Below are 26,981 nucleotides of genomic sequence, written 5' to 3'. Positions count from 1 at the left end.
GATAAGGAGAAATTTGTTATGAGAAAGAAAATGTTTAGTTTAAAACCTTTTTCAAAGGATGATCAATATTTTGTAGAGAAAATGCTAGAGCATTCAAGAGTTAATAGAGAGTATGAACTGGGTTACCCTAAGTGTGATAATATGAAAGAATTATTAGCAGAAGTTGAAATGTATGAAAATACATTGGAAAAAAGTATATATATTATATTTTATGAAGATAAACCTATTGGGATAAGTGGTTACTTATATACTCCTAATGAAGGAGATGGATATATCATTGGTCCTATTGTGAATGAAGAATTTCACTTTAAAGAAGGTCTTAATATAATAATAAATCTGGTATTAGATAATAAAATGGAGATATTTAATACTCTAGAAGCAGTAGTATCTCATAAGAATGTTGTATTAGATCAATGCTACTCAGAATTGGGATGGAAGTATAGAAGAACGTCAAGAGAAATGCGTTATGATATTGATGGGGTTAAAAAAGAAGAATCTCAATGGAAAATAAATTTAATTGATAAAAGTAATAAAAAAATTATAGATGAAAGTTTTAAATTACTAGATAAAGCTTTTAGGTGGAATGGTAATAAGAAAAAAATGGAGGAACTTTTAAACAATGAATATAAATTAGCCTATGTTTTAAATGAAAGAAATAAGGTTATTGGATTTGTTTGTTGGGCTTATTTAGAAGATATAAGTTTTTCAAGACTTGAATATGTAGTTGTAAATGAAAAATATAGAAAAAGAGGAATAGGACAGGCTTTAGTAAACTATGTAATAAATAGTTCAATTGATGATGGGGTTAAATGTGTTTACTTAAGTACAAACATTATTAATGAAGCAGTTAATATATATAAAGCAGTAGGGTTTTATGATACTGTAATTTCTAATATTTATAGAGAAAAGTAAATGTGTATAAGATTTTAAAATAAAATTATATATAAGTAATTAATAGGAGGTCAAAATGATTAGTGCAACTAAAATTAGTAAAACATTTAAAATAAAGCAACATTGTGGTAAAGATGTTATAGGTAATTTAATTAATCCACAATATACTGAAAAAGTTGCAGTTGAAAATTTTAATGTTATTGCTAATGATTGTGAAATTATAGGTATTATAGGGTTAAATGGTGCAGGAAAAACAACTATTATAAAAATGCTGTCTGGTATTATGAAACCTGACAAAGGAACAATATCTATAAATGGTTACAATCCTTTTTTAAAAAGTAAAAAATATAGAAATGATGTTGCATTAATCTTAGGCCAAAATACAAAATTAGATTCAGATGCTTCGTTAATAGATTCAGTGCGTTTATATAGTGCTTACTATAATATTGATGAAAGTGAAGGATTAAAAAATACAAGAAAAATGGCAGAGAATCTTTTACTAAATGAATTGGATATAAATAAACAATGCAGAATGTTATCATTAGGACAGCGAATGAAATGTGAAATTATTCTCTCTTTTCTCCATACACCTCATACTATATTTTTAGATGAACCAACACTAGGTTTAGATTATCAGTCATGTAAAATAATACGTAATTTTTTAAAGCAATATGTAAAACAAAACAATGCATGCATTATATTGACCAGTCATAATATACAAGACATTGAAGCTTTGTGCGAAAGAATATATGTTATAGATAAAGGTAAAACAATATTTAATGGAAATTTAAATGAACTTAGTAATTATACTAAATTAGGAAAATTAGTTTCTTTTAGTTGTGAAAATATAGATGAATGTATAAATATTAATAATTTAAATATATCAAATAAAAATTCTAATAAGTCATATTTCATAAAATATAGCGAAGAAAATAGTTTGCATGTTTTGAAATTTATTGAAAATAATTTTAATAAAATTGAATGTGTTAATTTCAGTAATGCAACTCTTGAAGATATGATTGATAATTTATACAAAAGAGGTATTAAAGAATGAAAAGGTTGAAAATTATATCTAATATAAAATTTCAATTTAAACGATTTTCATATTATAGAATTGATTTCTTTATAGAAATAATAAGTTCACTTATAGTTCCGTTAATAATTAATTATTTATTTTGGAAGTCAATTGCATCAACAAATGAACTAACATACTCCTTTCATGAATTGATTATTTATATAACATTATCAAATATTATTTTGGATTTTACTCAATTCAATTTAGAAAGTAAAATAGCTGAAGATATTAAGACATTTAAATTAGGATATAGATTACTTTTACCTATGCATTATTCAACACAGTTAATTATTAATAAATTATCTGAAAAATTAATTAGATTATTATTGATAATAGTCCCACTTATTATTTTTATAATCTTTTTTCATGTACGATTAGTATTATCATTAAAGCTAGCATATTTTTTAGCTACAGCGCTAATACTTAATTGTTTATTATCTTTTTTTATTGGTGCTCTTTGCTTTTATCTTAATGAAATATGGGGAATTAGTGCAGTAAAAGGCTTTTTTATATTAATTTTTTCTGGAGCGTTTTTTCCTATTGATATATTAAATTATAGATATGAAAAACTATTAATGCTTATGCCATTCTCTTATATGAGCTATGTTCCAAGTAAACTTTTTACTAACAAATTTTTTTATATAAGTGGTTTGTATTATTTTGTTCCATTAATATGGATTTTAATATTATCAATTTTGACAGCTGTAGTATGGAAGAGAGGTGTAAAAAAGTATGTCAGTTATGGAACATAAGAGATTATTAAAACAATCATTTATATATGCTGTTCAGCGTAGTAGAAAATATCCTATCAATTTAATAAGTTGGGTACTTGCAGATTTTTCAATGTATTTTTCAATGTTTTTAGGGTATCTTCTGATGTCAACAAGCTTAAATTCTTATGGTACTTACTCTTCAAAGGAAATGCTTTTATATTTAAGTTGCTACTATGTTGTAAATAATTTATTTGCTGTATTTTTCACCCAAGGATTAGATATATTTTGTGATGAAATTTGGTCAGGGTTATTTGTATATGCATTACTATCACCAGTAACTAATTTGAAATATTATTTATATCGTAATATAAATATTCCTGCATTACTTTCTACCATTCCATTATTTATAGTTAATTTAATATGTTTAAAAAATTGTAATGTAAGAATTTCATTATTTTATATTGTATCAATAATATTATCAACCATATCTATGGTTTTAATATTTGCAATCATTTTTTCTTTGCAGCTATATGGTATTCATTCTTTTGCTTTATCATCAGTAATAGTTCAGTTTTTATCCTTAGCTGAGAAACCGGATACTATATTTTCTAATAGAGTCAGATATATTTTAACATTTATTATTCCAGTATTTATTATGAGTGCAATACCATGTAGAATAGCGTTGAATAAATATAATAATATAGATGTTTTTATAATAATTTTAGTTCCAATTATGTTAATGATAATATTTTTCTATGTGTTTAAAAATGGGGTTAAGAAATATCATGCGGTGAATATGTAGTAAGCATGTATAATAAAAATAGAACATCTATTATATTAACAAAGTTCAGGAAAAACTAATAGCGTGTATATGCTATTAGTTTTTTTTGTTATAAAAAAATCAATAAAAACAAACAAATAGTAAAAATGTTTGTATATATATAGACAAAACTCAAATAAAACCATATTATATAAGTAACAGATAATGTTGGAGGGGATAATATGGATAAAAGTAACAAAGAATTATTTTGGGATGCAACTATTGAAGAAGTGAAAAAAGGGTATGTAGAAAATGATGATAGTTATAAATGCATAATTTGTGAGGAAATATTTACAAAGGGAAGAATCTATGAAATAGAATCTTGTTTATATGATGCTAAAAAAACAACGGAAATGCATATAAAAGACAAACATAGTTCTGTGATAGAATATTTATTAGGAATGAATAGTAGTTTTACTGGCATATCTGATGTTCAAAGAGAATTATTAATGTTGATGGCTGAAGGATTATGTGATAAAGAGATGGCATCAAAACTTGGTGTTGCGCAATCAACTGTTAGAAATCATCGTTATAAGTTAAGAGAAAAAGAAAAGCAAGCACGATTGTTTTTGGCTATTATGGATTTAATTTCAAAGGATACTAAGAAAAAATAAATAAAGTAGATAAAGATATTCTGTGTGACCCTCATAAAACAGCAACTACTATAGACGATAGATATAATATAACTGATAAGGAAAGAAATACCATAATTAAAACGTACATGGATGAAACAGGTGCCATAAAAACATATCCATCAAAAGAAAAGAAAAAAATAATAATATTAAAAGAAGTAGTTAAGAATTTTTCTAAAGGGAAAATTTATTCTGAAAAAGAAATAAATAGAATTTTAAAAAGAATATATGAGGATTATGCTTCTTTAAGAAGAGCATTAGTTGAGTATGGATTTATTGAACGTTCAAATGACTGTAGTGGTTATTGGGTTAAAGAATAACTTTAAAAATTAAAAATAACGTATATTTGAAAGCTAGTAATAGTAAAATTACTAGCTTTTATAATTTATAATCGTATATTCTTGTTAATATAAGTTATATATTGACTTATATTAATTTAAAAAGATTTCAACTATTTATAGAGTATTTTAAGTTTTTTCTATCTGAAATTTTAAGAAATATGATATTAGTTAATGGAACAAGGTATATATATAAAGCAAAGGGCATAAATCCTACACCGCTAACGTCCATAGTAGTAGTTGGAACAAATGCTGCTATATTCCAAGGTATAAGTGCAGATAATAAAACTGCTGTATTTTCTAAATCTATAGCTAATTTATATTTATCAATATTTTTGGTTTCATAGCTTTTATCCATAAGTTGATGTGTCAAAACAATAGCAATAGATTGATTACATCCAAAGGCTGCAGTGAAAATACTAGTAATAGTAGTATATATAAATAAACTACATCTTGTTTGAGCTTTAGTTAATATGACCTCAATATTTGATAACATATTTGTTTCATTAAATATACCTGCTAAAGCACAAGAAATAAAAACAACAAATGCTGCTTTACACATGGATATGATTCCTCCACCTTTGAATATGTTTTGTAATGAGTTATGAGAATCTAAATTAAATCCTAAAACTATAAATTTGAAAACTTGGACTAGTGTGTAATGTTGAAATATTATGGCAATAATACATGCAGATAGAATACTAACAAGCATAGATATTTTAACGTTTACTTTAAATAAAGAAAAAAATAAAATTAATATTGCTGGTAATAAAATAATCCAGTTTATTGTAAAAGTATTTAGTATTTCTACGTCCATATTACTTTGCGTAAGATTTAGTGGATGTTTTATTGAAAGGATTGTATAGAAAATTACACATAAAATAAATGGAAGCAATGATGTCTTGAACATATTTCTTACGTTTATAAAAAGGTTGGTTTCAGTTAAATTAGATATCAAATTTGCACTAGAAGACATAGGTGAACATCTATCACCAAAATAAGACCCAGCAATAATTGCACCAGCAACAATATTTATATTTGCATTTCCGTTTTTAGCCATTAACATTAATGCTACTCCTACAGTACTTACTGTACCAAAGCATGTACCTAAAAGAAAAGATACAATACAACTTATTAGAAAAGCATATAATATAAAAAAATTTAAATTCATATATTTTATAGCAAAATATATTATTGCAGGAACTGTTCCAGAAGCCATCCATATACCAGTTATACAACCTATTAATACAAATACATTTAAAACAACAATAGCTTTTTTTCCTCCAGCAACTGACATTTTAAAAATATCTTTTATCATAAATCCTTTTTTAAATGAAATGAAAGCAAAAATCAAAAATCCTAATAATAATGGAAATCCAACAAAGATTCCTTTATAAACAGAAAGAATTAGTATAAAAAATGTGAAAAGCATAGCTAAAATTATATCCATAAAATAAACGCTCCTTCATTGAAAATTAATATTTATATTTAGTAGAAAAATGTAATTTTATGACTAAAAGTAGTACAATTATAATTAAGATTATGGTAACACGAATTATAAGGTGAGACAAATGAATTTTTTCTATAAGTATAATCAGTTAAAAGTATAGGTTATTTTAAAAAAATATATAATTTTAAAATATATTATGTTTTTGCATAGTATATTTTTTATGATTAAATATATAAGAAAGAAGAATTTTATAAAAAAATTTATAATAAAATATTTTATATTAAAGAAGTTTTATAGGATGAGGTGTATAGTAATGAACTTTTTAAATAAGTATATAAAAAAATACTGGAAACTTTTTTGTATTGCAATAATTTGTTTAACATTGGAAGCTGCCTGTGATCTTATGCAACCAACTATAATGTCTAAAATAATCGATATAGGAGTTAAAAATAAGCAAATGGATTTTATTTTTAAAATGACTATACTAATGCTTGGAATTACTGGATTAGGGGCATTATCAGCAGTAAGTCGTAATATTATATCAAGTACTGTATCTCAAAAGTTTGGTGCAGAGCTTAGATATGATCTTTTTAAACAAGTTCAAAGTCTTTCTTTTGTAACTTTAGATAAATATGATGGAGCTTCTTTGGTTACAAGGCTTAGTAATGATGTTACTCAAGTTCAGAATTTTGTTAATGGGCTTATGCGAGTTTTTGTAAAAGCACCTCTTTTATGTATAGGTAGTATTATTATGGCTATAAACCTTAATCCTAGTATGTCCTTAACATTTATAGTAGTTATACCTATTGTATCAATAATTATATATATGAATATGAAAATAGGTTATCCATTTTATGTAAGAATTCAAAAATCTTTAGATAAAGTAAATTCTGTAATAAGAGAATATTTAGCAGGGGTTAGGGTTGTTAAAGCTTTTAATAGATTTAACTATGAAACAGAACGTTTTCAAAAATCTAATGAGAAGTTGGCAAACATATCAACTAAGGCAATGGGTATAATGTCAATATTTTCACCAGGTATTACACTTACTGTTAATTTAGGAATAGTAGCAATTATTTGGATAGGTGGAATTAGAGTAAATAAAGGCAATATGGAAGTGGGACAAATAATTGCATTTATAAACTATATGACACAAATATTATTTTCATTAATGATGATATCTTTTGTATTTACTATGTTAGTTAAAGCAAAAGCTTCAGCAGGGCGTATAGGAGAAATATTTCAAGAAGAAAGTGATATGAATGTAAAAAAAAACAACCTTATAATAATTTATTAAAGGGAAAAATAGATTTTGAAAATGTAAGTTTTTCTTATTCTAATGATTTAAAGGAACCTGTTCTTAAAAATATAAGTTTTTCTTGTGTGTCAGGAGAAACTATTGGGATTATAGGATCTACAGGCTCGGGAAAGAGTACTATTGTTAATTTGATTGAAGGTTTTTATAAGGTTAATTCAGGGAATATAAGAATAAATAATATTGATATTAAAGATATAGATTTAAAAATGCTTAGAGAAAAAGTAGCTATAGTACCTCAAAATATAATTCTTTTTTCAGGATCAATAATAGATAATATAAGATGGGGAAAGGAAAATTCTAGCTATGATGAAGTTGAAAAAGCTGCTGTAGTGGCAGAGGCTCATGAATTTATTAAGAATTTACCAGAAGGCTATGATACAATTCTTGGACAAGGAGGAATAAATTTATCTGGTGGACAAAAACAACGTATTTCTATTGCTAGAGCATTGATTAAAAGACCAGAAATTCTTATATTAGATGACTGTACAAGTGCAGTAGATGTAGTTACTGAAGGAAAAATACGTGAAGCTATAAAAAATTATTCTACAAATCTTACATCTATAGTAATTGCTCAGCGTATTACCTCAGTTATGGATGCTGATAAGATAATAGTAATTGATAATGGAAGTGTGGTTGGTATTGGGCAGCATGTAGAACTTATAAGAAGCTGCAAGGTTTATAAAGAGATATTTTTATCTCAGGTCGGTAAGGAGCTGGTATAGTATGAAAAGTGATAAATATAAGGATACATCAATTCAAATACAAAAAAGCCCTTCAATTAGACCAGGTGGTTTTGGTGGAAGAAAAAGACATATAGGTCCAGTTATAAAGCCAAAAGATTTTAAAAAAACTATTTCAAGATTGTGGAGATATTTTAAAGAGGAAGAAAAACTATTAGTATTAGTATTTATTTTTATAATAATTACTTCATTAATATCATTAGCAGTACCTTATCTAATCGGTCGTTCAATAGATATTATGTCCTTTGGAAATGGTTTAGTAAATTTTAAAATGTTGGAAATAATAGTAATTGTATTAATTTGTTCATATATTGTTGATGGAATATTGAATTTCTTACAAGGATATTTTATAGCAGGTATATCTCAAAAAATTGTAAAAAACTTAAGGAATGATCTTTTTAAAAAGCTTCAAAAGTTACCGATATCATTTTTTGACACTAATAGTAATGGAGACATTATGAGTAGGCTTTCTAATGATATTGACAATGTAAGTAGTACTATTTCACAATCTACAATTCAATTAATGTCAGGAGTAATTTCTATAGTAGGTTCTTTAATAATGATGTTAACTTTAAGTACATGGCTTACATTAGCTAGTATTATAACTATACCACTAGTTTTTTTACTTACGAAAACTATTGCTAAAAAAACAAAATTTTTATTTAAAGAGCAACAAGTAGAACTTGGTAAGCTTAATGGAATGATTGAAGAATCTATATCAGGAATTTTTGTAGTTAAGGCCTTTAACTATGAAGAAAAGGTTGTTGAAGAGTTTTATAGTATAAACAATAAACTTTGTAATGTAGGTATAAAAGCTCAAATCTTATCAGGATTTATTATGCCACTTATGAACGTAATTAATAATATAGGGTTTGCTGTAGTTGCTGGTGTTGGTGGCATTCTTGCAGTTAGAAATATGATTACAGTGGGAATAATTGCAAGTTTTTTAAGTTATTCTCGACAATTTACAAGACCATTAAATGATTTGGCAAATATTTTTAATACATTACAATCTGCTGTAGCTGGAGCAGAAAGGGTATTTGAAGTTTTGGATGAAAATGAAGAGGATAAAGATAGGTTAAATGCAAGAGAAATTAGTAATTTAAAAGGAAATGTAATTTTTGAAAATGTTTCTTTTGGATATAGAGAAGATGTACTAATACTTAAAGATGTAAGTTTTCATGTTAAGGCAGGAAGCAACATTGCATTAGTAGGGCCAACAGGAGCTGGAAAAACTACAATTGTAAATTTATTAGCAAGATTTTATGATGTATCAAAGGGGAAAATTCTAATAGATGGTGTTGATATAAGAGATTATAAAAGAGATAATTTAAGAAAATGCTTTGGTATAGTATTACAAGATACATATCTTTTTTCTGGTACGATAATGGAAAATATAAGATATGGAAGGTTAGAGGCAACAGATGAAGAAGTAGAGAAAGCTGCAATCATGGCAAATGCAGATGTATTCATTAGACGTATGCAAAAAGGTTATGAAACAGTTCTTTTAGATGGTGGAAGTAACTTAAGCCAGGGACAAAGGCAACTTTTATCTATAGCAAGAGCGATTTTGTCTGACCCAGATATATTAATTTTAGATGAGGCTACAAGCAGTGTTGATACCCGTACGGAGCTAAATATACAAGAGGCAATGTTAAAACTTATGAAAGGAAGAACTAGTTTTATAATTGCACATAGGCTTAGTACTATTAGAGATGCAGATACTATAATGGTAGTAGATGATGGACAAATAAAAGAAAAAGGAAATCATAATGAACTTATTGATAAAAAAGGAGTTTATTATGATATGTATTCTAAGCAATTAAAAAAAGAAGATAAGATATAATATTTTTTTACTATAAGTTAATTTTTAAATATAAAATTTAACTGGCACTCCATTGGTTAACTTATAGGTATGAATTATACTAAAGTCGTAAGGTCTTAAAAATTTTATATATGGAGTGATGATTAATGAATAAATTATCAATAGGGGAAGTTATTTATAATCTAAGAAAAGAAAAAGGGATTACTCAAGACCAATTAGGAACCTTTATAGGAGTATCTACAGCAGCAGTATCAAAATGGGAAAGTGGTATTTCATACCCAGATATAACAATACTACCTGTTATTGCAACATTTTTTAATATTTCTATGGATGAACTATTTAATTTTAAAATTAAACTTTCCGATAAAGAAGTAATGAATATATTTAAAGAATGCGAAGTCTTATTTAGTAAAGGTAATATAAAAAATGCTATAGAAAAAAGTAAGGAATATGTTTTAAAATATCCTATAAGTTATGATTTAAAACTAAAAATAGGTGCATTATTTAATATGTATTCGTGGAAAAGCAATGATGAAGAAAAATCTATGAGCATGATATGGTATGCTATTAAATTATTTGAGGATATAGCTAAAAATTGTAATGATATAGATTTAATTGAACAATCTTTATTTCAATTAGGAGCTGCTTATTCTATAGTTGGAGAAGAGGATAAGGCTATAGATGCATTAGAAAAAATAAAAAAAGCCAGTTAGATACTGACATTGTATTATCAAGTATATATATTAGGAAAAAGGAATTTAAGAAAGCTAGGGAATTGCTTCAAAGCAATTTATTCAAGGATATAAATAATATAACTATGATATGTATGGGGTTAGCTAATTCATATTATAATGAGAGTAAAAGTAAAGATAGATTAAAAATAATGGAAAGATATTATAATTTGTCTATAAATCTAAAAAGAATGATTTTGTCTAAAGAAAATTCTATATTAGGATTACATATAGAATATTTAAATCTTGCAGAGGTATATTTAAATTTTAAAGAGGATAAAAAAGCTGTAAAAATGCTTTATGAAATGGTTGAAGATATAAAATACAATGATATAAATAATATGAAAAAATTTAGTAACTTTTGGTGTTTTAATGAAATGAAAACTAGTGAAAGAACTATAACAATGAATTTATACGAAAATATTTTCAAGATTTTTGAACATAAAGAATTTGATTTGATTAGAGAAAGTAATGATTTTAAAAATATAGTTAAAGAATTACAAGTATTAGAGGAAAAATCTTTAAAGGAATTTAGATAACTTATAAAAAATATAATATATATTTTAATGTTTAATTAAATACTTTTAAAAAAATAATTTTATTAATGGAGTAAAAAGAATAAATTATGCTAAAATATCAAAACCTAAATTAAAATAAACTAATTTAGGAGAGAGTGATATTATGCTTGGGATTCCAATGATTGAATGGGTTGGATATGCAGCATCATTATTTATTGCTATATCATTACTTATGACATCTATTATTAAACTTAGAATATTTAATACAATTGGTTGTATACTGTTTGTTGTTTATGGTTTTGTGATAAGGGCATATCCAGTTATAGTTACAAATGGTGCTATAATCTTAATAAATTTTTGGAATTTATATAGAATTTATTTAGATGATAAAGATTTAGAATAAAAAATAGATTTAAAGATAATGATTTAAGTTTTTATATGATTATTTTAATATTAAAAAATTCAAATATATTAAAAAAACATTAAGAATGAAAAGAACAATATAGCAAATTATCTAAATTAATAATTTGCTATATTGTTCTTATTATATTTTGAAGGGATTTATTACAGGAATTATATTTATAACAGGAACTTCATAAGGATGAACATTTTTTATTGTAGATATAACATCTTCTAATAAAGTATTATTGCAACAAAATTCAACTTTAAGTTCTTCCACTTCACATAGCTTATTTATAGTTCCATTAAAAGGATGGGCTCCTTTTAATGGACGCCAAAAACTAGTGACTTTTGAAACAACCATACAATTATCATAATTTCCACCTACAGTGAGGGCATTAATATTATTTAATGACATTCTTAATTTATGTACATATTCCTCAGGTATAAATGTTTCTATCTTTAAAAAATCAAATTCTATCATAGTATAATTGTCCTTTCATTAATTATTAAAGTTAATGGGTATTTATATTTTTCACACCACTAATTCTATCATGCAAAAGTAGTGGATCTTTTTTTATAATATGACTAATTAAATGTAAAAAAACAAAAACATTTAATAATATTTGAACACCTAATATTATAATTAAAAACTCATAGTATTCTAAATTATAAAGATATTTATTTGCATCATTTAATATATAGGATAAAAGAAAATATCCATATAGTAGTATACTATACCTTTGTAAAATCTCAGAAAATTTTAATTTAGTATTATTACCCCTTAATTGCATTTTCAATAAATATTTACCTAAAGTAAATCCGTTTGTAAAATAAGGTACTAAAATGAAGTACAAAAAAGTTAGTATTATGAATGCAAAAATATTATGTTCATCAAAAATAAAAACATATATTCCAATCAATAAAAAATGCAATTAATCGCCTTGGATAAGTAGAATATTTGCCAATATTAAAATTTTTAGATTTAATAACATTTATATCAGGTAGCATATATTTAAATAAAGGAGTAATAAAATAACCAATTATTCCACCTAAAGTATTTATTATAAGATCATCTACATCAAACACCCTATAGGGATATTTATAAATTCCATAAATTCCAGTTAACTGAGTAAATTCAAAAAATAGAGATACTAAAAAAGTTATAATTAATGTTTGTTTAAAACTTTTTTTAAAATAATACCTAAGATAAATGCCTAAAGGTAATGTAAGTAAAAGATTAAAAAACACTTGCATAAAAGCTTGTTCTGAAAAAAATATACAAATATGTATTGGGATTACTAAAACTAAATTTAGTTTTTAGTAAAAAAATCTTTTAAGAATTTAAAAGGGATTAATTGAATATTTTGACCACTAATAAAAATTTGTTCATCTATATCAGGTAATGGTAATAAGGTCATAAAAAAGGCTGTAAGCATATAAAAAATAAAAGTGTAAAATATGAAAATTTTAAATTTATTATTAATACCATATTTTCTATAATTATATACAGCATAAGGTATACAAATAACAGCAGCTAAAAATGGAAATAATATCACTGCTACTTTAATAGGAAGCCAATAAAGTTCCAATATAACTCCTCCTTTAATATATAATCAATTAGTAAAATATTACTTTGAAAATAATTATATATAAATATTTTATGTATTAAAATTATATTTATAATTATTTTTAGAAAAATTTAAAAAATTATAGATTAATCATATTTAAAATATAAAATTGAATGTAACTATAAAAATTATTAATGTATATGTCAAATAAAAATGTAATAAATGATACAAAATAGCACAATAATGAAATTGCTGCAGAAAAATGAAAAATAAAAACGAATAAAAATTATGTGAATATTCAATTAACTATGTTACAATGTAGTTAAATTTATTAATAATAAAAGGGGGATAAGTTATGTCAGAAAATAAAGATAAACAAATTATGTGGTATACATTAGCGTTTATGGCATTTTCAACAGTATGGGGATTTGGAAATGTTATTAATGGGTTTTCTGAATATGGTGGACTTAAAGCAATTATATCTTGGATTTTGATTTTTGGAATTTATTTCGTCCCTTATGCTTTAATGGTAGGTGAATTAGGTTCTGCTTTTAAAGATTGTGGTGGTGGTGTTAGCTCTTGGATTCATGAAACTATAGGTCCGAAACTTGCTTACTATGCAGGTTGGACATATTGGGTAGTTCATATGCCGTATATTTCACAAAAACCATCAGGCTTTGTAATTGCTACAAGTTGGGCAATTTTTCAAGATAACAGAGTAAGTAGTATGAAACCAAAGGTTTTACAATTAAGTTGTTTAGTAATATTTATAATCGGTATGTATATTGCATCAAAGGGATTAAATATACTAAAGAAATTAGCAGCATTTGCAGGAACATCTATGTTTATAATGTCAATTTTATTTATTCTTTTAATGACAGCTGCTCCAGCTATTACAGATGCTAAATTATACTCTATAGATTGGTCATTAAAAACATTTATGCCAACTTTTGATGCAAAATTTTTTACTAGTCTTTCTATTTTAGTTTTTGCTGTTGGTGGATGTGAAAAAATTTCACCATATGTAAATAAAATGAAGAATCCTGAAACAGGATTTTCAAAAGGGATGATTTCACTTGCTATTATGGTTGCTGTATGTGCAATTTTAGGCACTATCTCACTTGGAATGATGTTTGATTCAAATAATGTTCCTAAAGACTTAATGACTAATGGTGCATATTATGCATTTCAAAAGCTAGGTCAGTATTATCATTTAGGAAATTTATTTGTAATTATATATGCAATTACTAACATGATTGGACAATTTGCGGTTCTAATATTATCAATAGACGCACCATTGCGTATGCTTCTTGATGGTGCAGATAGAAGATTTATTCCAGAAGCAATGTTTAAACAAAATAAAAATGGAGCTTATACCAATGGGCACAAACTTATTTTTGTTATTGTATCCATATTAATTATAGTTCCTATTTTTGGAATTGGAAATGTAGATGTATTAGTTAAATGGTTAGTTAAATTAAATGCTGTATGTATGCCACTTCGTTATTTATGGGTATTTGCAGCATATATAGCTCTTAAAAAAGCTGGAGAAAAATTCAATCCACAATATAAATTTGTGAAAAATAGAATGGTAGGTATTATATTTGGTGCATGGTGCTTTGCGTTTACTGCTTTTGCATGTATTGGAGGAATGTATTCTGAAGATAAATTTCAATTAGTATTAAATATTGTTACACCATTTATATTAATAGGATTAGGATTAATAATGCCTATTTTAGCTAAAAATAATGAAAGCATAGATAAAGATACTGTTGCATAAAATACAGGAGTTTTAAAGACGTAAAATAAAGAATAATACAAGGTAGGTTCTATAAGTATACTTATAGAACCTATTTAAATTTAGAATTTTGCAAAATATGATAAAATGTTAGCACTCACTATTGATAAGTGCTAATAAAAGTGGTATATTAAAAATTAAGTAATGAAAGGAGATGTTTATTTTGGAAACAAAACAATTTAAGGCAGAGTCTAAAAGACTTTTAGACATTATGATAAATTCAATTTATACTCATAGAGAAATTTTTTTAAGAGAATTAATTTCTAATTCAAGTGATGCTATCGATAAAATTTATTATAAGGCATTAACTGATGATTCATTAACTTTTGAGAAAGATAATTATTATATAAATATAATTCCTGATAAGGAAAGTAGAACTTTAAAAATCTGTGATACTGGTATAGGTATGACAAAAGATGAACTAGAAAATAACTTAGGTGTTATAGCTAAAAGTGGTTCATTACAATTTAAGAAAGAAAATGAAGTTGAAGATGGCCATGATATAATAGGTCAGTTTGGAGTTGGATTCTATTCAGCATTCTTAGTTGCAAAGGAAGTTACTGTTATAAGTAAAGCATTTGGAAGTGATAAAGCTTATAAATGGCAATCTAAAGGGGCTGACGGTTATACAATTGAGTCTTGTGAAAAAGATTCAATTGGTACAGAAATTTTATTAACTATTAAAGATAATACAGAAGATGAAAATTTTGATGAATATTTAGATGAATATAGATTAAAATCAATAATTAAAAAATACTCTGATTTTATAAGATACCCAATAAAAATGGATGTAACTAAGAGCAAACTTAAAGAGGGTAGTGAAAGTGAATATGAAGAGTATAAAGAAGAAGAAGTTATAAATAGTATGGTTCCTATTTGGAGAAAAAACAAAAAAGAACTTAAGGACGAAGATTATGATAACTTTTATGTTGAAAAACATTTTGGATTTGATAAGCCGCTAAAACATATTCACATAAGTGTTGATGGTATGGTAAGCTATAATTCAATTTTATATATACCAGAAAAAGCACCATTTGATTTTTACACTAAGGATTATGAAAAAGGTTTAGAATTATATTCAAGCGGCGTAATGATAATGGAGAAATGTGCAGATTTACTTCCAGATTATTTTAGTTTTGTTAAAGGAATAGTAGATTCAGAGGATTTTTCACTTAATATATCAAGAGAAATTTTACAACATGATAGACAATTAAAACTTATAGCTAAGAACATAAAAACTAAGATAAAAAATGAATTAGAAGGTCTATTAAAAAATGAAAGAGAAAAGTATGAAGAATTCTATAAAGCTTTTGGATCACAATTAAAATATGGTGTATATAGTGATTTTGGAGCAAATAAAGATGTGTTACAAGATTTATTAATGTTTTATTCATCTAAAGAAAAGAAACTTGTTACTTTAGATGAATATGTTTCTAGAATGAAAGAAGAACAAAAATATATTTATTATGCATCTGGAGAATCATATGAAAGAATAGAAAAGCTTCCTCAAACAGAATTACTACTAGATAAAGGGTATGAAATATTATACTTTATAGATGATGTAGATGAATTTGCAATAAAAATGCTTGCAAATTATAAAGAAAAGGAATTTAAATCAGTATCAAGTAGTGATTTAGGAATAGATACTGAAGAAAATGAAGTAAAAACAAGTGATGAAGATAATAAATTATTTGAAAGTATGAAAGAATTATTAAAAGATAAGGTTAAAGAAGTTAAGGCATCTAAAAAATTAAAAAAACATCCTGTATGCTTATCTAATGAAGGGGAACTTTCAATAGAAATGGAAAAAGTATTAAGTGCTATGCCAAATAATCCAAGTTTAAAGGCAGATAAAGTATTAGAAATAAATATAAACCATGAAGTATTTGATGCGCTAAAAGATGCACATGAAAAAGATGAAGAAAAGTTTAAACTATATACTGATTTATTATATAATCAAGCTTTACTTATAGAAGGATTATCAATAAGTGATCCAGTAGAATTTACAAATAATATATGTAAGATAATGAAATAAGAAATAATAAGATAGGACCATATAGAAGTTACATTTATATAACTGACTATATGGTCCTATTTATGCTAGATTAAAGAATAGCTTATTTCTAAATAAGGATTATTTAGATAACTAAAATATATTAATCCTTTACCTAATTCATAAGTTCTAGTTTCTGTATAATACTTTCCATTTTCAAAGCTAAGATCTTTTATAACAGTTTCAGTTGTGAAAGAAGTATCATTTTTTTCTGTTATTGTGGTTATAGCTTCATATTCAACTCCGTCTATAATTGTTTTTTGTGTCCATGAATTATCTTTTTTAATTTCACCTTTTAAAACTATAAAGTCTTTAATAAAAGAATGTAATGTATCTTTATTTTTAGAAATATAATCATTATTATTAATAGATTCTATAACCATATCATTGGTAACTTTATATTTTGCCGTAAAAGTTCTTTTTCCTCTAATATCTTGGCCATAACCATCATTCATAAGCCCATCATAAGTGTATAGTGCATAGTCGTTAACGGATTCAATGTTATTAAAAGTTATTTTATGTCCTGTTTCAGCAGAACCAGTATAAGCTATAGGAGTATTTTTAGTATAAAAATATTGTTTATAATCATCTAAATACGAATGTTTATTGCTAGTAGAATTATTTGTATTAGATGAAGATATAGAGGTATTGTTATTTATATTGTTTGAAGGATTATTATTTATATTACAACCAACAAGTAAAATACTAAATATACATATAAGTGAAACTAAAGATTTTTTATTTTTCAAATTAATCACATCCTTTAATTTATAATTTCACTTTTATAGAAAAATATACAAAGTGTTTTTAATTTGTCTTGTATATAATATGTGAAAATTAAAATTAAGGAATACAAGTTAAAAAATTATTTTTATATGTAATAATATTGAAAAAAGTGAAATAGTTTGTTTACAAGTAAAATAAAGTATTATATAATATTTTGGGGAATGATGAAATATAATTTATATGTGGGCACTTGGATTATATGGAGTTAGTAGTGCAACCGACCTAATTAAATTTAAAAAAATTAGGAGTGTTAGATATGCAAAAAAAGCAATTAAAAGTTTTAACATCAATAGTATTAGGAACATCTATAATTTTTGGTGGAATGATTTCTACAGTTTCTGCTGTGGAAAAAAACACATCACAATATGGTGTAATAAATGAAAATAGTGAGATAAGTATTTGGAATTGTCAAGAAGGACTTAATCAAAATGAAAAGAGTCCATATGAAAAAGAAAGTATTGTTGTACAAGGTTCAAAGATTTATAAATGCAAAAGATTTCACTATCCTCAATTAGGTTGGAAACCTTCTGATTCACCAATGTTTTGGAAAACAGTAGGAAAAATTCCACAGTGGAATGCTCAAGAGGAATTAACTCAAGAAAATAAGAGTCCATATGAAAAAGGTGATATTGTTATGTATGATTCTCAGGCATATAAATGTAAGAGATTTCATTATGCTCAACCAGGCTGGAATCCTTGTGAGGGACCAATGTTTTGGGAATTAATTAAATAAAGATATTGAAAACATATTAAATTATATATTATATAAAAATAAGCCTACTAAGTCTAAATGCTTAGTAGGCTTAAAATTTTCTTTAATATTTTTATATATTGATTTTTGATAAGATTAACATATTCTTTCTTTGACAAAATTACTTTGAACACTATTATCTATCATGAATATATTGTATAATGTTAAAAATGTTTTAGAAAATAAAATTTAAATGTTTAAGTTATAATGAACTATATTGATATAGAGGGGTATTTATGGGGGATAAAAATAGAGAGATTAAAAAAGGTATAACTGACTTATTTGACAGAGTATCATCGGTTTTTGATGATAATGGGCCGAGATTTTTTAAATACTTTGGAGAAGAATTGGTTAAATTCGCAGATATAAAGTATGGAGAAAAAGTATTAGATGTTGCTTCAGGAAAAGGAGCATCACTTTTTTTATCAGCAAAGAAGGTTGGGGAAAAGGGAAATGTTATAGGTATAGATATATCTAAAGGTATGGTTGATAAAACAAATTTAGAAATAAAGCATAAATGCATAGAGAATGCACAATCAATAGTTATGGATGCTGAAAATTTGGATTTTGCAAGCGAGTATTTTAATCATGTATTATGTGGTTTTGGAGTTTTCTTTTTTCCAGATTATAAAATTGCATTTAAGGAATTTATGAGAGTTTTAAAACACGGTGGTAAATTCTCATTTACTACGTTTTTAAGAAAAAAAGATGAGAACTTTATATGGTTAGATGAATTAGTGGAAGAATATTTACCAGAATACGAAGAGGATTGTGGATATGAAGAAACTGTTGAATTTGACACAGAAGAAGGATTATATAAAATCTTAAAAGAATCTAATTTCAAAAATATAAAAATCGAGAAAGAAGAAAAAATTTTTATATACAAAGATGAGCAGGAATGGTGGGATAAACTTTATACCCATGGATATGTGACCATATTAGATGCTATACCGTTAGATAAGATAGAAGAATTTAAATTAAAAGTTTTTGAAAAGCTTAAAGTACTTAAAAAAGAAAATGGTATAGAAAATAGTATGTATGTTTTATATGCTAAAGGTGAAAAATAAATTTAATAATATATATTGACAAAATAAAAATAAAAGAGTAATATAAATAAAAATAAATATTCAGAAATCTTTGAAGGGAAGAGTAGATATTAACTTAGTATTTAAAGCGAGTAGAGGATGGTGTAAGCTCTATAAGAAAAGTAATATTGAATGACATCCTGGAGATTCTTATTTGAAAAATTGTAGTAGAATAAGACGGGTTCCTACGTTAAAAGGATTAGAGATAACTAAGTTAAATTTAATTTTGTTAGATTAGGATGGCACCGTGAATAAAGCTTTCACTCCTATTATGGAGTGAAAGCTTTTTATATTTATTAGAGGTTATTCTAGTATATTTCAATGAATTTGAGCTCAATTTATTGAAGTTGATCTAATGAATTTAAACCAATATAGTTAAAAAAGGGTGGTACCGCGAAATTTTTGCCCCTTAAGTTTTAAACTTAAGGGGTTAATTTTATTTAAGGAGGAAAATTCATGAAAAGAATTTTGATAGATGAATTAAAAAATAATATAAATGAAAAAGTTATGATAAAAGGTTGGATTTATAGAATAAGAAAGTTAAAATCAATTACATTTATTATATTAAGGGATAGAACAGGAATGGTGCAATGTGTTTTAAACAATACGGATATTGATATTAGTTTAGTGAAATTAGAATCAGTAATATCAATAATTGGTATAGTTAACAATAGTAATAATAAGCTTAATGATTTTGAAGTGTTAGTAGAAAAGTTAGAAATAATAAATGATTTTATAGGTGAAATACCTATTGAAATTAATAAGGATAAATTAGAAGTAAACTTAGATACTATGTTAAATAATAGAGTATTGAGTTTACGACATGAGAAAATAAATTCTATATTTAAAATACAAAATATTATAGTTCAAGGTTTTAGAGAGTTTTTAACTAAAGAAGGATTCACAGAGATTTTCACACCTAAAATTGTTTCTGAAGGAGCTGAAGGAGGAACGGATATGTTTGAAGTAGGATATTTTGAAAATAAAGCATATCTAGCACAAAGTCCTCAATTTTATAAGCAGATGATGATAGGGGCAGGTTTTGAAAGAGTCTTTGAGGTAGGCCATGTTTATAGAGCAGAACAACATAACACTAATAGGCATTTAAATGAGTATGTTAGCATGGACTTTGAAATGGGATTTATTGAAAATGAAGAAGAAATCATGGATATGGAAGAAAATTTATTAATGTTTATATTAAATAAAATTGATAATGATGGCAAAGTGTATTTAAATAAAGTAAATGGAAATTTACCTGTAATTGAAAATAATATACCAAGAATTAAGTTTAGTAAAGCTTTAGAAATATTAGAAACAGAATATAACAAAAAAGATTTAGATGGAGATTTAGACCCAGAAGCAGAAAAGCTAATTTGTAAATATGCTAAAGAAAAATTAGGTTGTGATTTTATATTTTTAACTCATTATCCAAGAAAAAAAAGACCAATGTATACAATGCCTTATAATGAAGAAGAAACTAGAAGTTTTGATTTATTATTTAGAGGAATTGAAATTACCACTGGAGGACAAAGAATTCACAATTATGAAATGTTAATTAAAAATATAGAATATAAAGGATTAAATAAAGAAAACTATGAAAACTATACATCTGTATTTAAGTATGGAATGCCTCCACATGGTGGTCTTGCTATAGGTCTTGAAAGAATAACAAGTAAATTACTAGGACTTGATAATGTTAGAGAAGCATCTCTTATACCAAGGGATAGAACAAGGTTATTACCATAACAAAATATATAATTTAAAATATTCATAAAATATTGACAATTAATTTAGAATTGTGTATAATATTTCCAAGTAGTGAGTGTATCTAAGTCCAAACGAGCGGTACAGGGAGAATATCCTACACGTAGGTAAAACTCTACGGAGTCACTTTAATGTGATTTCGTAGAGTTTTTCTTTTCTAATAATTGAATAAAGATATGCAAATTTAAAATTTATTTTATATATCTTAATTTAAATCTTAATTTCAATAAAAAACATAGGATGTGATAATGTGAAATTTATGATAAGACCAGTAAAAATAGAAGATGCAACATTTATAAATGAAATAAGACGTCAAGATGGTGTTCGTGAAAATACAATGGGGATTATCAGTGAACGAATTTCTAGAACGGAAGGAATTATAAATAATCTTAGTGATAATGATCATATGATAGTTGCAGAAATTCAAGAGGATGATGTTTTAAAAGTAGTAGGGGTAGCAAATCTATCCGTTAATAAATCTAATAGAGTAAGACATTCTGCTAGTATTGGAATTATGATAAGAAGAGAATACCAGGGAAAAGGTATTGGAAGAGCTTTAATAGAGAATTTAATTGACTTAGCAGATAATTGGCTTATGTTGGTTAGGTTAGAATTAGGAGTTTTTACTGATAATGAGAAAGCAATAAATCTTTATAAAGCTTTAGGATTTGAAATTGAGGGAAAAAGAAAATATGCACTTATAAAAAACGGTAAATATGAAGATGAATATATAATGGCTAGGTATAATTTAAAATAATATAAAATAAGTTTTTAAATTATTAATTTTAAAAAAGGTAAAAATACTAAACTTGAAGAATACACTTATTAATAAAGAATCTTAATGTTAATTTTGAGAATTCAAATTATAGGGGGTGGCAATATGTTTATTTCATTCAACAAAGAGGATAACGTTTTAAATGAAAAACCATTTTTAGGTGATGAGGTTCAATTTAATATTTTTCATAAAATTATAGAAGGTAAAGAAGTTCTATCATTAAAAGCAGAAAATGGTAATGCAATAGCTATGCATAACCCTGGTTATGAAATGTGGGTATGGGTTAATGAAGAAACTGATACAAATGAATTTGAAAATATAATAAAAGAATTATGTAGTATTTTAGACGATAATGATATATCAGGAATATCCGGTAATCCAGATGTAGTAAAGAAAATAGCTGATGTGTATTTTAATCATTTTAATGTAAGTTATAAAGAATATATGGAAATGAATGCTTATGAATGTAATAGGGTTGTATCCTTAGAGAATTCAAAAGGGAAAATGATTAAAGCAGAATTAAAGCATAAGGATATAGTTGCAGAATATTGCCATGGATTTAAAAAAAGTATTAATGGTGATGATATTGAAAAAGAAGTTCAACTTTGTGAAGCAGAAAAATTAATAAATTCAGGAAATTTATATTTATGGGAAATAGAAGATAAAGTTGTATCAATGGCAAATATAGCACATAAATCACCAAGGCATTGCCGAATAAATAATGTGTATACTAAAACAGAAGAAAGAAAAAAAGGGTATTGTACGTCGTTAGTTGCAAATATAAGTTCAAAGTTATTAGAAAATGGAATTATCCCAATGTTATATGTTGAAGTAGGGAATATAGCAGCAAATAAAATTTATAGAAATATTGGATATGAGCATCGTGGGAAAATTAATACTATAATGTTTATTTATTAGATGGATTTTAGGGGGATTAATAATGTATTCAGGGGAAAAGGTTAAATTACGAGAGTATAAAAAAGAAGACATTAGAAAAGCTCAGAAATATATGAATGATCCAGAAATAAAGAAATTATTAAATTCCAATATTCCATATCCAATTACCTTTGAAGATGAAGAAAGATGGTATGAAAGTTTACGTGCAACAAAAGATACTTATAACTTTGCAATAGAAACATTAGAAGATAATCAATATATAGGTGGCTGTGGAATAAATAAAATAGATTGGAAAAATAGCGTAGTAATTATAGGCATATTTATAGGAGATAAAGAATATTGGAATAAGGGGTATGGAACAGATGCTATAAATATATTAATAAAATTTATCTTTGAACAAATGAATATACGAAAAATTAAGTTACAAGTATTTTCATTTAATGAACGTGCTATAAGAGCATATGAAAAATGTGGATTTAAAAGGGAAGGTGTGCTAAGACAAGAAATTTTTAGAGATGGAAGATATCATGATGAAATTATTATGGGACTTTTAAGACAGGAGTATTATTAATATAGGGAAACAAGCTCAAATTTAAATTTATTTAATAACCTTAAAATATTTTTATTAAATGTATAGTGTTGAATTTTAATAAAATAAAGTGTAAATGAAAAGGTTTAAAATTATTATAAATGCATGATATTTTCTTGCATAAAAAAATAACACCATTTAAAATTAAAAGTAAATGATTAAGAAATAACAAAATGGAAGGATAAAATATGGAGAAAAATTCACTAAAGATAAAGAAAAAATGGATTCAGCTAAAGAAAAGAGAACAGATAAAAGTATCTACTATGCTAAGGGAAAGATATATTAATTTTATAGTAGAACATAAGAGGAAACCTAACAGAGAAGAACGAAAATTTATAGCATCAAAGGTTTATTTAGAAACAGAAGAAATGAAACTTGAGATAAGCGATAATGAAATATGTAAGTATTTTGAAAGTAAGATATCAAAATATGATAAATCAGTAGAAAAAATGGAAATATATTAAAAATCATAAAACACTATATACTTATAAGGTATATAGTGTTTTGTAATATTTATTACTTATAGATAAGGATAAAAAGATATATATTAATTAGAGTATTTGATAAAATTGCAGGAATTATATTAGGTAAGCACGAACTATTTGATGATATGGGAAGTAATAAGAAACCATATGAAATATTATTAGAAGTTATGGGAGAATGTAATGTGCCATTTATTGCAGAATTTGATTGTTGTCATACACACCCTATGATTACATTACCAATAGGTGCAATTGTAGAATTGGATGGGGATAATGGAAAAATAAAAATAATTTCTAATTGTTTTGAGAAATAAGAAGGTTTTGATTAAACAATAATTAGAAATAGGGTTAATTAAAAAAGTGGGTATAAGAATGTTTGAAATAAATACAGAAAGATTGAGATTAATACCATTAGACATCAAAAATTATAAATTGTATTTAGAAGATACTGATAAAATGGAAGAAAATTTAGGACTTACAATAACAAATACTATCATTGAAGAACCACTTAGAACTGCTCATAAGATCACATATGACAATGTTTTAAAAAATATTGATAATTATTTATGGGAAACAAATTGGATAATTGTCTTAAAAGAGGAAAATAAAATAATTGGTGGAATTATGATAAAAGGAGAGCCAAATGAATTTGGTGAAGTAATAATAGGATATGGAATAAATGATTATTATCAAAATAAAGGATATATGACAGAGAGTGTAATGAAACTAAAACAGTGGATTTTAAAAAATTCTAAAGTTAAAAACATTATTGCTGATACCGATAAAGACAATGTTTCATCACATAAGGTTTTAAAAAGGAATGGTTTTAAAAAGTATAAAGAAACTATAGAAATTAATGATGAAGGAGAAAAAGAGTTTTTAGTTTGGTGGAAGTTAAAAAAAGGGTGTGAAAATGTTTACTAAACATATGTAGAATTTTATAATATTAATTTAGAGACATATAGGGAAACAAGATTTCATTTAAATTTATTTAATAATTTTAAAAGTTAACTTGAAACATTGTAGATAATTAAAATAAGTATGATAAATAATAGTTTACTCATAAAATGTAATGAAATTTTATTTTGGTTCTGTTTTATAATTTAAACTTTCGAGTAAAAATATAAATTAGGAGGTGATTTTATATAATAAAATATTTAATTTACATATAAATAATAGGGTAAACATAAAATTTTTATAATTTGCTTGTTTTTATATATTTTTATATACATTAGGGGGAGAATTTATGAATTTGAAGAAGATTAAATTATCAAACAAACTTATTATAGGGTTTGGAGTAATTTTAATTTTAATGACTATGATTTCTTTAACAACTATAGTTAAGTTAAATAATGTAAAGAAATCTTTAACAGAAATAACGGTGACTAATACTGAAAAGCAAGAAACTGCTACTAATATGAGAGCATGCTCAAATAATATTTCAATAGCCATAAGAAATTTATGTATTAGCAATAGTGACGAATTTATGCAAAAACAAAAAAAGACAATAGATGATAATATAAATAAATATATGAAGCTAGAATCTGAACTTGAAAAAACAATTACAACTGAAGAGGGAAAAAAAGTAGTAGAAGAAATTAAACAATCTCGAGAGAAAGAGCTATCTTTAATAAATAGTTCAGTTAAAGAAGGTATGAGAAAAAATATAACTGGTGTAGAAATTGAAAAAATAATTTCAAATATTGAAGAAAATGGAAATGAATGGAAGTCAGATATTGAAAAAATGGTTGACTTAATGACTACTTTTAATAATGAGGCTGCTAAAAAATCAGATGAAGCTATGGATAATCTTATAAATATAACAATAATATTAACTACTATAGCTGTATTATTAGGAATTGGTTTTGGATATATAATCTTATTAACTATAAAACAGCAAATGAGAGAAGTTGCAGAAGCTGCTGAAAAGATGGCAGATGGAGATTTGATGACAAATATAAATTCTTATTCTAAGGATGAGGTAGGACAAACTGTTAAAGCTTTAAATAATGCTATTAAAAAATTAAAAAATACAATGATATCAGTAAAAAATGAAAGTAATTCTATAAATGAAAGTGCTAAAGTTACCAATGAATTGTTTAGTGAAGTGTATGCTGAAGTACAACAGGTTTCAGCTGCAACTGAAGAGATATCTGCAGGAATGGAACAATCATCAGCAGCAGTGCAAGAAGTAACAGCTATGGCTAATACTGTTAAATCAAATGCAGATGATTCTACTAATAAAGCAAAAGAAGGATTAAATTTAGCGTTAAATATACAAAAGAAAGCAGAAGTTATAAATAAAAATTCATCTAAATCAAAAGAAAATACAGAAAAGATATATGAACTATCAAAAGAAAAGCTTGGAAAAGCTATAGATAATGCAAAAGTAGTTCAAAATATTTTAGATATGTCTAATGCTATTTTAGGAATATCAGAACAAACAAATCTTTTAGCATTAAATGCAGCTATAGAAGCTGCCCGTGCAGGTGAACATGGAAAAGGATTTGCTGTTGTTGCAGAAGAAGTACGTAAATTAGCAGAGGAATCATCTTATGCCGTTGCAGATATACAGGAAAATGTTAATAAGGTACTAGTTGCAGTAGATGAACTTTCAAATTCTTCACAAGATGTTTTAGCATTTATAGAAAAAGAAGTATTAAAAGACTATGCGGAGTTAATAAATACTAGCATTGAGTATAAAAAAGATGGAGATACTATAAAAAATTTAGTAGAAACACTTGCAAAATCATCAGAGGATGTTTCCTATTCAGTAGATGAAATAGCAAAAAGCATGGAGGAAGTATCTTCATCTGTGGCACAGGTTACAGCTTCTTCTACGGAAATAGCAGAAAGTATTTCAATGGTAAATAACAAGAATGATATGATATCTAGTGAAACTGATAAAAATCTAGAAGTAGCATCAAGATTGTCTAAAACCGTTGAACAATTTAAATTAGAATAACATAGAGAATAAAGT

Annotated in this window: 26 protein-coding genes, 2 pseudogenes, 1 riboswitch and 1 other annotated feature; of the genes and pseudogenes, 22 read left to right on the top strand and 6 right to left on the bottom strand. The window is 25.4% G+C overall.

The annotated features are described in order from the left end of the window. Nucleotides 1-18: 18 nt before the first annotated feature. From CSGHG_RS18160 to CSGHG_RS21390, 5 genes and pseudogenes are all read left to right on the top strand, one after another. Nucleotides 19-912, top strand: coding sequence for a GNAT family N-acetyltransferase (locus tag CSGHG_RS18160; RefSeq protein ID WP_010299328.1), 894 nt, complete (start codon nucleotides 19-21; stop codon nucleotides 910-912). Between the two features lie 55 nt (nucleotides 913-967). Then, nucleotides 968-1,945 (top strand): ATP-binding cassette domain-containing protein, encoded by a 978-nt coding sequence (locus CSGHG_RS18155; RefSeq protein WP_010299323.1) that lies wholly within the window; start codon nucleotides 968-970, stop codon nucleotides 1,943-1,945. Then, a complete protein-coding gene (locus CSGHG_RS18150) occupies nucleotides 1,942-2,718 on the top strand; it encodes an ABC-2 family transporter protein (protein WP_010299320.1) in 777 nt (258 codons plus the stop codon). Before CSGHG_RS18155 ends, CSGHG_RS18150 begins: the two co-directional genes overlap by 4 nt. Beyond that, a complete protein-coding gene (locus CSGHG_RS18145; protein WP_010299316.1) occupies nucleotides 2,699-3,481 on the top strand; it encodes an ABC-2 family transporter protein in 783 nt (260 codons plus the stop codon). Before CSGHG_RS18150 ends, CSGHG_RS18145 begins: the two co-directional genes overlap by 20 nt. Nucleotides 3,482-3,681: 200 nt before the next feature. Beyond that, nucleotides 3,682-4,451, top strand: a pseudogene (locus CSGHG_RS21390) (DUF2087 domain-containing protein). Between the two features lie 127 nt (nucleotides 4,452-4,578). Here the strand turns inward: CSGHG_RS21390 and CSGHG_RS18135 are convergent. Next, a complete protein-coding gene (locus tag CSGHG_RS18135; protein WP_010299313.1) occupies nucleotides 4,579-5,919 on the bottom strand; it encodes a Na+/H+ antiporter NhaC family protein in 1,341 nt (446 codons plus the stop codon). A 313-nt stretch (nucleotides 5,920-6,232) separates the two neighbouring features. On the opposite strand from CSGHG_RS18135, the gene CSGHG_RS24930 reads away from it, so the two are divergent. The 5 genes and pseudogenes from CSGHG_RS24930 to CSGHG_RS18115 all read left to right on the top strand — a co-directional run bounded on the left by CSGHG_RS24930 (nucleotide 6,233) and on the right by CSGHG_RS18115 (nucleotide 11,454). After that, a complete protein-coding gene (locus CSGHG_RS24930; protein WP_328284748.1) occupies nucleotides 6,233-7,216 on the top strand; it encodes an ABC transporter permease in 984 nt (327 codons plus the stop codon). Nucleotides 7,217-7,302: 86 nt separating this feature from the next. Beyond that, a complete protein-coding gene (locus CSGHG_RS24925) occupies nucleotides 7,303-7,959 on the top strand; it encodes an ABC transporter ATP-binding protein (protein ID WP_328284747.1) in 657 nt (218 codons plus the stop codon). A gap of 1 nt (nucleotide 7,960) precedes the next feature. Continuing rightward, the gene (locus CSGHG_RS18125) at nucleotides 7,961-9,823 is read left to right on the top strand and encodes an ABC transporter ATP-binding protein (RefSeq protein ID WP_010299310.1); all 1,863 of its coding nucleotides are present in this window, start codon (nucleotides 7,961-7,963) and stop codon (nucleotides 9,821-9,823) included. Nucleotides 9,824-9,948: 125 nt separating this feature from the next. After that, a pseudogene (locus CSGHG_RS21380) lies at nucleotides 9,949-11,072 on the top strand (helix-turn-helix domain-containing protein). Nucleotides 11,073-11,214: 142 nt separating this feature from the next. Further along, complete coding sequence (locus CSGHG_RS18115) at nucleotides 11,215-11,454, top strand: YgjV family protein (protein WP_010299306.1); 240 nt, start codon at nucleotides 11,215-11,217, stop codon at nucleotides 11,452-11,454. Between the two features lie 141 nt (nucleotides 11,455-11,595). On the opposite strand, the gene cutA is transcribed toward CSGHG_RS18115, so the two are convergent. From cutA to CSGHG_RS22230, 4 genes are read right to left on the bottom strand one after another with little or no spacing between them, the layout of a single operon-like run. Beyond that, nucleotides 11,596-11,931, bottom strand: a complete 336-nt coding sequence (cutA, locus tag CSGHG_RS18110) for a divalent cation tolerance protein CutA (protein ID WP_026022447.1) — start codon at nucleotides 11,929-11,931, stop codon at nucleotides 11,596-11,598. A gap of 34 nt (nucleotides 11,932-11,965) precedes the next feature. Next, nucleotides 11,966-12,373, bottom strand: a complete 408-nt coding sequence (locus CSGHG_RS25140) for an RDD family protein (protein ID WP_010299299.1) — start codon at nucleotides 12,371-12,373, stop codon at nucleotides 11,966-11,968. After that, nucleotides 12,345-12,707: a VanZ family protein gene (locus tag CSGHG_RS25135; RefSeq protein ID WP_010299296.1), complete on the bottom strand. Its 363-nt coding sequence runs from the start codon at nucleotides 12,705-12,707 to the stop codon at nucleotides 12,345-12,347. Before CSGHG_RS25135 ends, CSGHG_RS25140 begins: the two co-directional genes overlap by 29 nt. 56 nt (nucleotides 12,708-12,763) lie before the next feature. After that, a complete protein-coding gene (locus CSGHG_RS22230; protein WP_010299293.1) occupies nucleotides 12,764-13,042 on the bottom strand; it encodes a hypothetical protein in 279 nt (92 codons plus the stop codon). Between the two features lie 334 nt (nucleotides 13,043-13,376). Here CSGHG_RS22230 and CSGHG_RS18090 point away from each other — a divergent pair, with 334 nt between their 5' ends. Beyond that, entirely contained in the window at nucleotides 13,377-14,801 is a 1,425-nt protein-coding gene (locus CSGHG_RS18090; protein ID WP_010299289.1) for an APC family permease, read from the top strand. Between the two features lie 181 nt (nucleotides 14,802-14,982). Then, on the top strand, nucleotides 14,983-16,854 hold the full coding sequence (gene htpG / locus CSGHG_RS18085; RefSeq protein ID WP_010299286.1) for a molecular chaperone HtpG: 1,872 nt from the start codon (nucleotides 14,983-14,985) through the stop codon (nucleotides 16,852-16,854). A gap of 65 nt (nucleotides 16,855-16,919) precedes the next feature. Here htpG and CSGHG_RS18080 read toward each other — a convergent pair whose 3' ends face one another. After that, entirely contained in the window at nucleotides 16,920-17,621 is a 702-nt protein-coding gene (locus CSGHG_RS18080) for a hypothetical protein (protein ID WP_010299282.1), read from the bottom strand. Nucleotides 17,622-17,806: 185 nt separating this feature from the next. Next, nucleotides 17,807-17,890, top strand: a riboswitch (cyclic di-GMP riboswitch). Between the two features lie 24 nt (nucleotides 17,891-17,914). Between CSGHG_RS18080 and CSGHG_RS18075 the strand changes: the two genes are divergently transcribed. The 10 genes from CSGHG_RS18075 to CSGHG_RS18030 all read left to right on the top strand — a co-directional run bounded on the left by CSGHG_RS18075 (nucleotide 17,915) and on the right by CSGHG_RS18030 (nucleotide 26,966). Continuing rightward, nucleotides 17,915-18,391 carry a carbohydrate-binding protein gene (locus CSGHG_RS18075; protein WP_010299278.1) on the top strand — a complete coding sequence of 159 codons (477 nt, stop codon included), beginning with the start codon at nucleotides 17,915-17,917 and terminating at the stop codon, nucleotides 18,389-18,391. A gap of 254 nt (nucleotides 18,392-18,645) precedes the next feature. Next, nucleotides 18,646-19,476, top strand: a complete 831-nt coding sequence (locus CSGHG_RS18070; protein ID WP_010299275.1) for a class I SAM-dependent methyltransferase — start codon at nucleotides 18,646-18,648, stop codon at nucleotides 19,474-19,476. 61 nt (nucleotides 19,477-19,537) lie between these two features. After that, nucleotides 19,538-19,765, top strand: a binding site (T-box leader). 185 nt (nucleotides 19,766-19,950) lie between these two features. Then, entirely contained in the window at nucleotides 19,951-21,240 is a 1,290-nt protein-coding gene (aspS, locus tag CSGHG_RS18065; RefSeq protein WP_010299269.1) for an aspartate--tRNA(Asn) ligase, read from the top strand. A gap of 277 nt (nucleotides 21,241-21,517) precedes the next feature. Beyond that, nucleotides 21,518-22,015 (top strand): GNAT family N-acetyltransferase, encoded by a 498-nt coding sequence (locus CSGHG_RS18060; protein ID WP_081496359.1) that lies wholly within the window; start codon nucleotides 21,518-21,520, stop codon nucleotides 22,013-22,015. A 123-nt stretch (nucleotides 22,016-22,138) separates the two neighbouring features. Further along, complete coding sequence (locus CSGHG_RS22225) at nucleotides 22,139-22,951, top strand: GNAT family N-acetyltransferase (RefSeq protein WP_010299263.1); 813 nt, start codon at nucleotides 22,139-22,141, stop codon at nucleotides 22,949-22,951. A gap of 22 nt (nucleotides 22,952-22,973) precedes the next feature. Continuing rightward, nucleotides 22,974-23,501: a GNAT family N-acetyltransferase gene (locus tag CSGHG_RS18050; protein WP_010299261.1), complete on the top strand. Its 528-nt coding sequence runs from the start codon at nucleotides 22,974-22,976 to the stop codon at nucleotides 23,499-23,501. A 206-nt stretch (nucleotides 23,502-23,707) separates the two neighbouring features. Continuing rightward, the gene (locus tag CSGHG_RS18045) at nucleotides 23,708-23,983 is read left to right on the top strand and encodes a hypothetical protein (protein ID WP_010299258.1); all 276 of its coding nucleotides are present in this window, start codon (nucleotides 23,708-23,710) and stop codon (nucleotides 23,981-23,983) included. A gap of 62 nt (nucleotides 23,984-24,045) precedes the next feature. After that, nucleotides 24,046-24,315, top strand: coding sequence for a S66 peptidase family protein (locus CSGHG_RS18040; protein WP_081496351.1), 270 nt, complete (start codon nucleotides 24,046-24,048; stop codon nucleotides 24,313-24,315). Between the two features lie 58 nt (nucleotides 24,316-24,373). Further along, on the top strand, nucleotides 24,374-24,925 hold the full coding sequence (locus CSGHG_RS18035) for a GNAT family N-acetyltransferase (RefSeq protein WP_010299252.1): 552 nt from the start codon (nucleotides 24,374-24,376) through the stop codon (nucleotides 24,923-24,925). Between the two features lie 322 nt (nucleotides 24,926-25,247). Next, the gene (locus CSGHG_RS18030; protein ID WP_010299249.1) at nucleotides 25,248-26,966 is read left to right on the top strand and encodes a methyl-accepting chemotaxis protein; all 1,719 of its coding nucleotides are present in this window, start codon (nucleotides 25,248-25,250) and stop codon (nucleotides 26,964-26,966) included. Nucleotides 26,967-26,981 lie beyond the last annotated feature (15 nt).

It is taken from the genome of Clostridium senegalense JC122 (genome assembly GCF_000285575.1).
GTDB classification, from domain to species: Bacteria; Bacillota; Clostridia; order Clostridiales; family Clostridiaceae; genus Clostridium_J; species Clostridium_J senegalense.
This window is presented reverse-complemented; position numbering and strand designations above follow the sequence as displayed.

Excerpts from the sequence above, each read along its gene's own strand:
- CSGHG_RS18060 (WP_081496359.1), top strand. The coding sequence starts at position 21,518 with ATGATAAGACCAGTAAAAATAGAAGATGCAACATTTATAAATGAAATA.
- CSGHG_RS18115 (WP_010299306.1), top strand. The coding sequence starts at position 11,215 with ATGCTTGGGATTCCAATGATTGAATGGGTTGGATATGCAGCATCATTA.
- CSGHG_RS18070 (WP_010299275.1), top strand. The coding sequence starts at position 18,646 with ATGGGGGATAAAAATAGAGAGATTAAAAAAGGTATAACTGACTTATTT.
- CSGHG_RS18150 (WP_010299320.1), top strand. The coding sequence starts at position 1,942 with ATGAAAAGGTTGAAAATTATATCTAATATAAAATTTCAATTTAAACGA.
- CSGHG_RS18075 (WP_010299278.1), top strand. The coding sequence starts at position 17,915 with ATGCAAAAAAAGCAATTAAAAGTTTTAACATCAATAGTATTAGGAACA.
- CSGHG_RS18160 (WP_010299328.1), top strand. The coding sequence starts at position 19 with ATGAGAAAGAAAATGTTTAGTTTAAAACCTTTTTCAAAGGATGATCAA.
- CSGHG_RS18125 (WP_010299310.1), top strand. The coding sequence starts at position 7,961 with ATGAAAAGTGATAAATATAAGGATACATCAATTCAAATACAAAAAAGC.
- CSGHG_RS22225 (WP_010299263.1), top strand. The coding sequence starts at position 22,139 with ATGTTTATTTCATTCAACAAAGAGGATAACGTTTTAAATGAAAAACCA.
- CSGHG_RS18090 (WP_010299289.1), top strand. The coding sequence starts at position 13,377 with ATGTCAGAAAATAAAGATAAACAAATTATGTGGTATACATTAGCGTTT.
- aspS (WP_010299269.1), top strand. The coding sequence starts at position 19,951 with ATGAAAAGAATTTTGATAGATGAATTAAAAAATAATATAAATGAAAAA.
- CSGHG_RS18135 (WP_010299313.1), bottom strand. The coding sequence starts at position 5,919 with ATGGATATAATTTTAGCTATGCTTTTCACATTTTTTATACTAATTCTT.
- CSGHG_RS18035 (WP_010299252.1), top strand. The coding sequence starts at position 24,374 with ATGTTTGAAATAAATACAGAAAGATTGAGATTAATACCATTAGACATC.
- CSGHG_RS18045 (WP_010299258.1), top strand. The coding sequence starts at position 23,708 with ATGGAGAAAAATTCACTAAAGATAAAGAAAAAATGGATTCAGCTAAAG.
- CSGHG_RS24930 (WP_328284748.1), top strand. The coding sequence starts at position 6,233 with ATGAACTTTTTAAATAAGTATATAAAAAAATACTGGAAACTTTTTTGT.
- CSGHG_RS18050 (WP_010299261.1), top strand. The coding sequence starts at position 22,974 with ATGTATTCAGGGGAAAAGGTTAAATTACGAGAGTATAAAAAAGAAGAC.
- CSGHG_RS25135 (WP_010299296.1), bottom strand. The coding sequence starts at position 12,707 with ATGCAAGTGTTTTTTAATCTTTTACTTACATTACCTTTAGGCATTTAT.
- CSGHG_RS18145 (WP_010299316.1), top strand. The coding sequence starts at position 2,699 with ATGTCAGTTATGGAACATAAGAGATTATTAAAACAATCATTTATATAT.
- CSGHG_RS18030 (WP_010299249.1), top strand. The coding sequence starts at position 25,248 with ATGAATTTGAAGAAGATTAAATTATCAAACAAACTTATTATAGGGTTT.
- CSGHG_RS18155 (WP_010299323.1), top strand. The coding sequence starts at position 968 with ATGATTAGTGCAACTAAAATTAGTAAAACATTTAAAATAAAGCAACAT.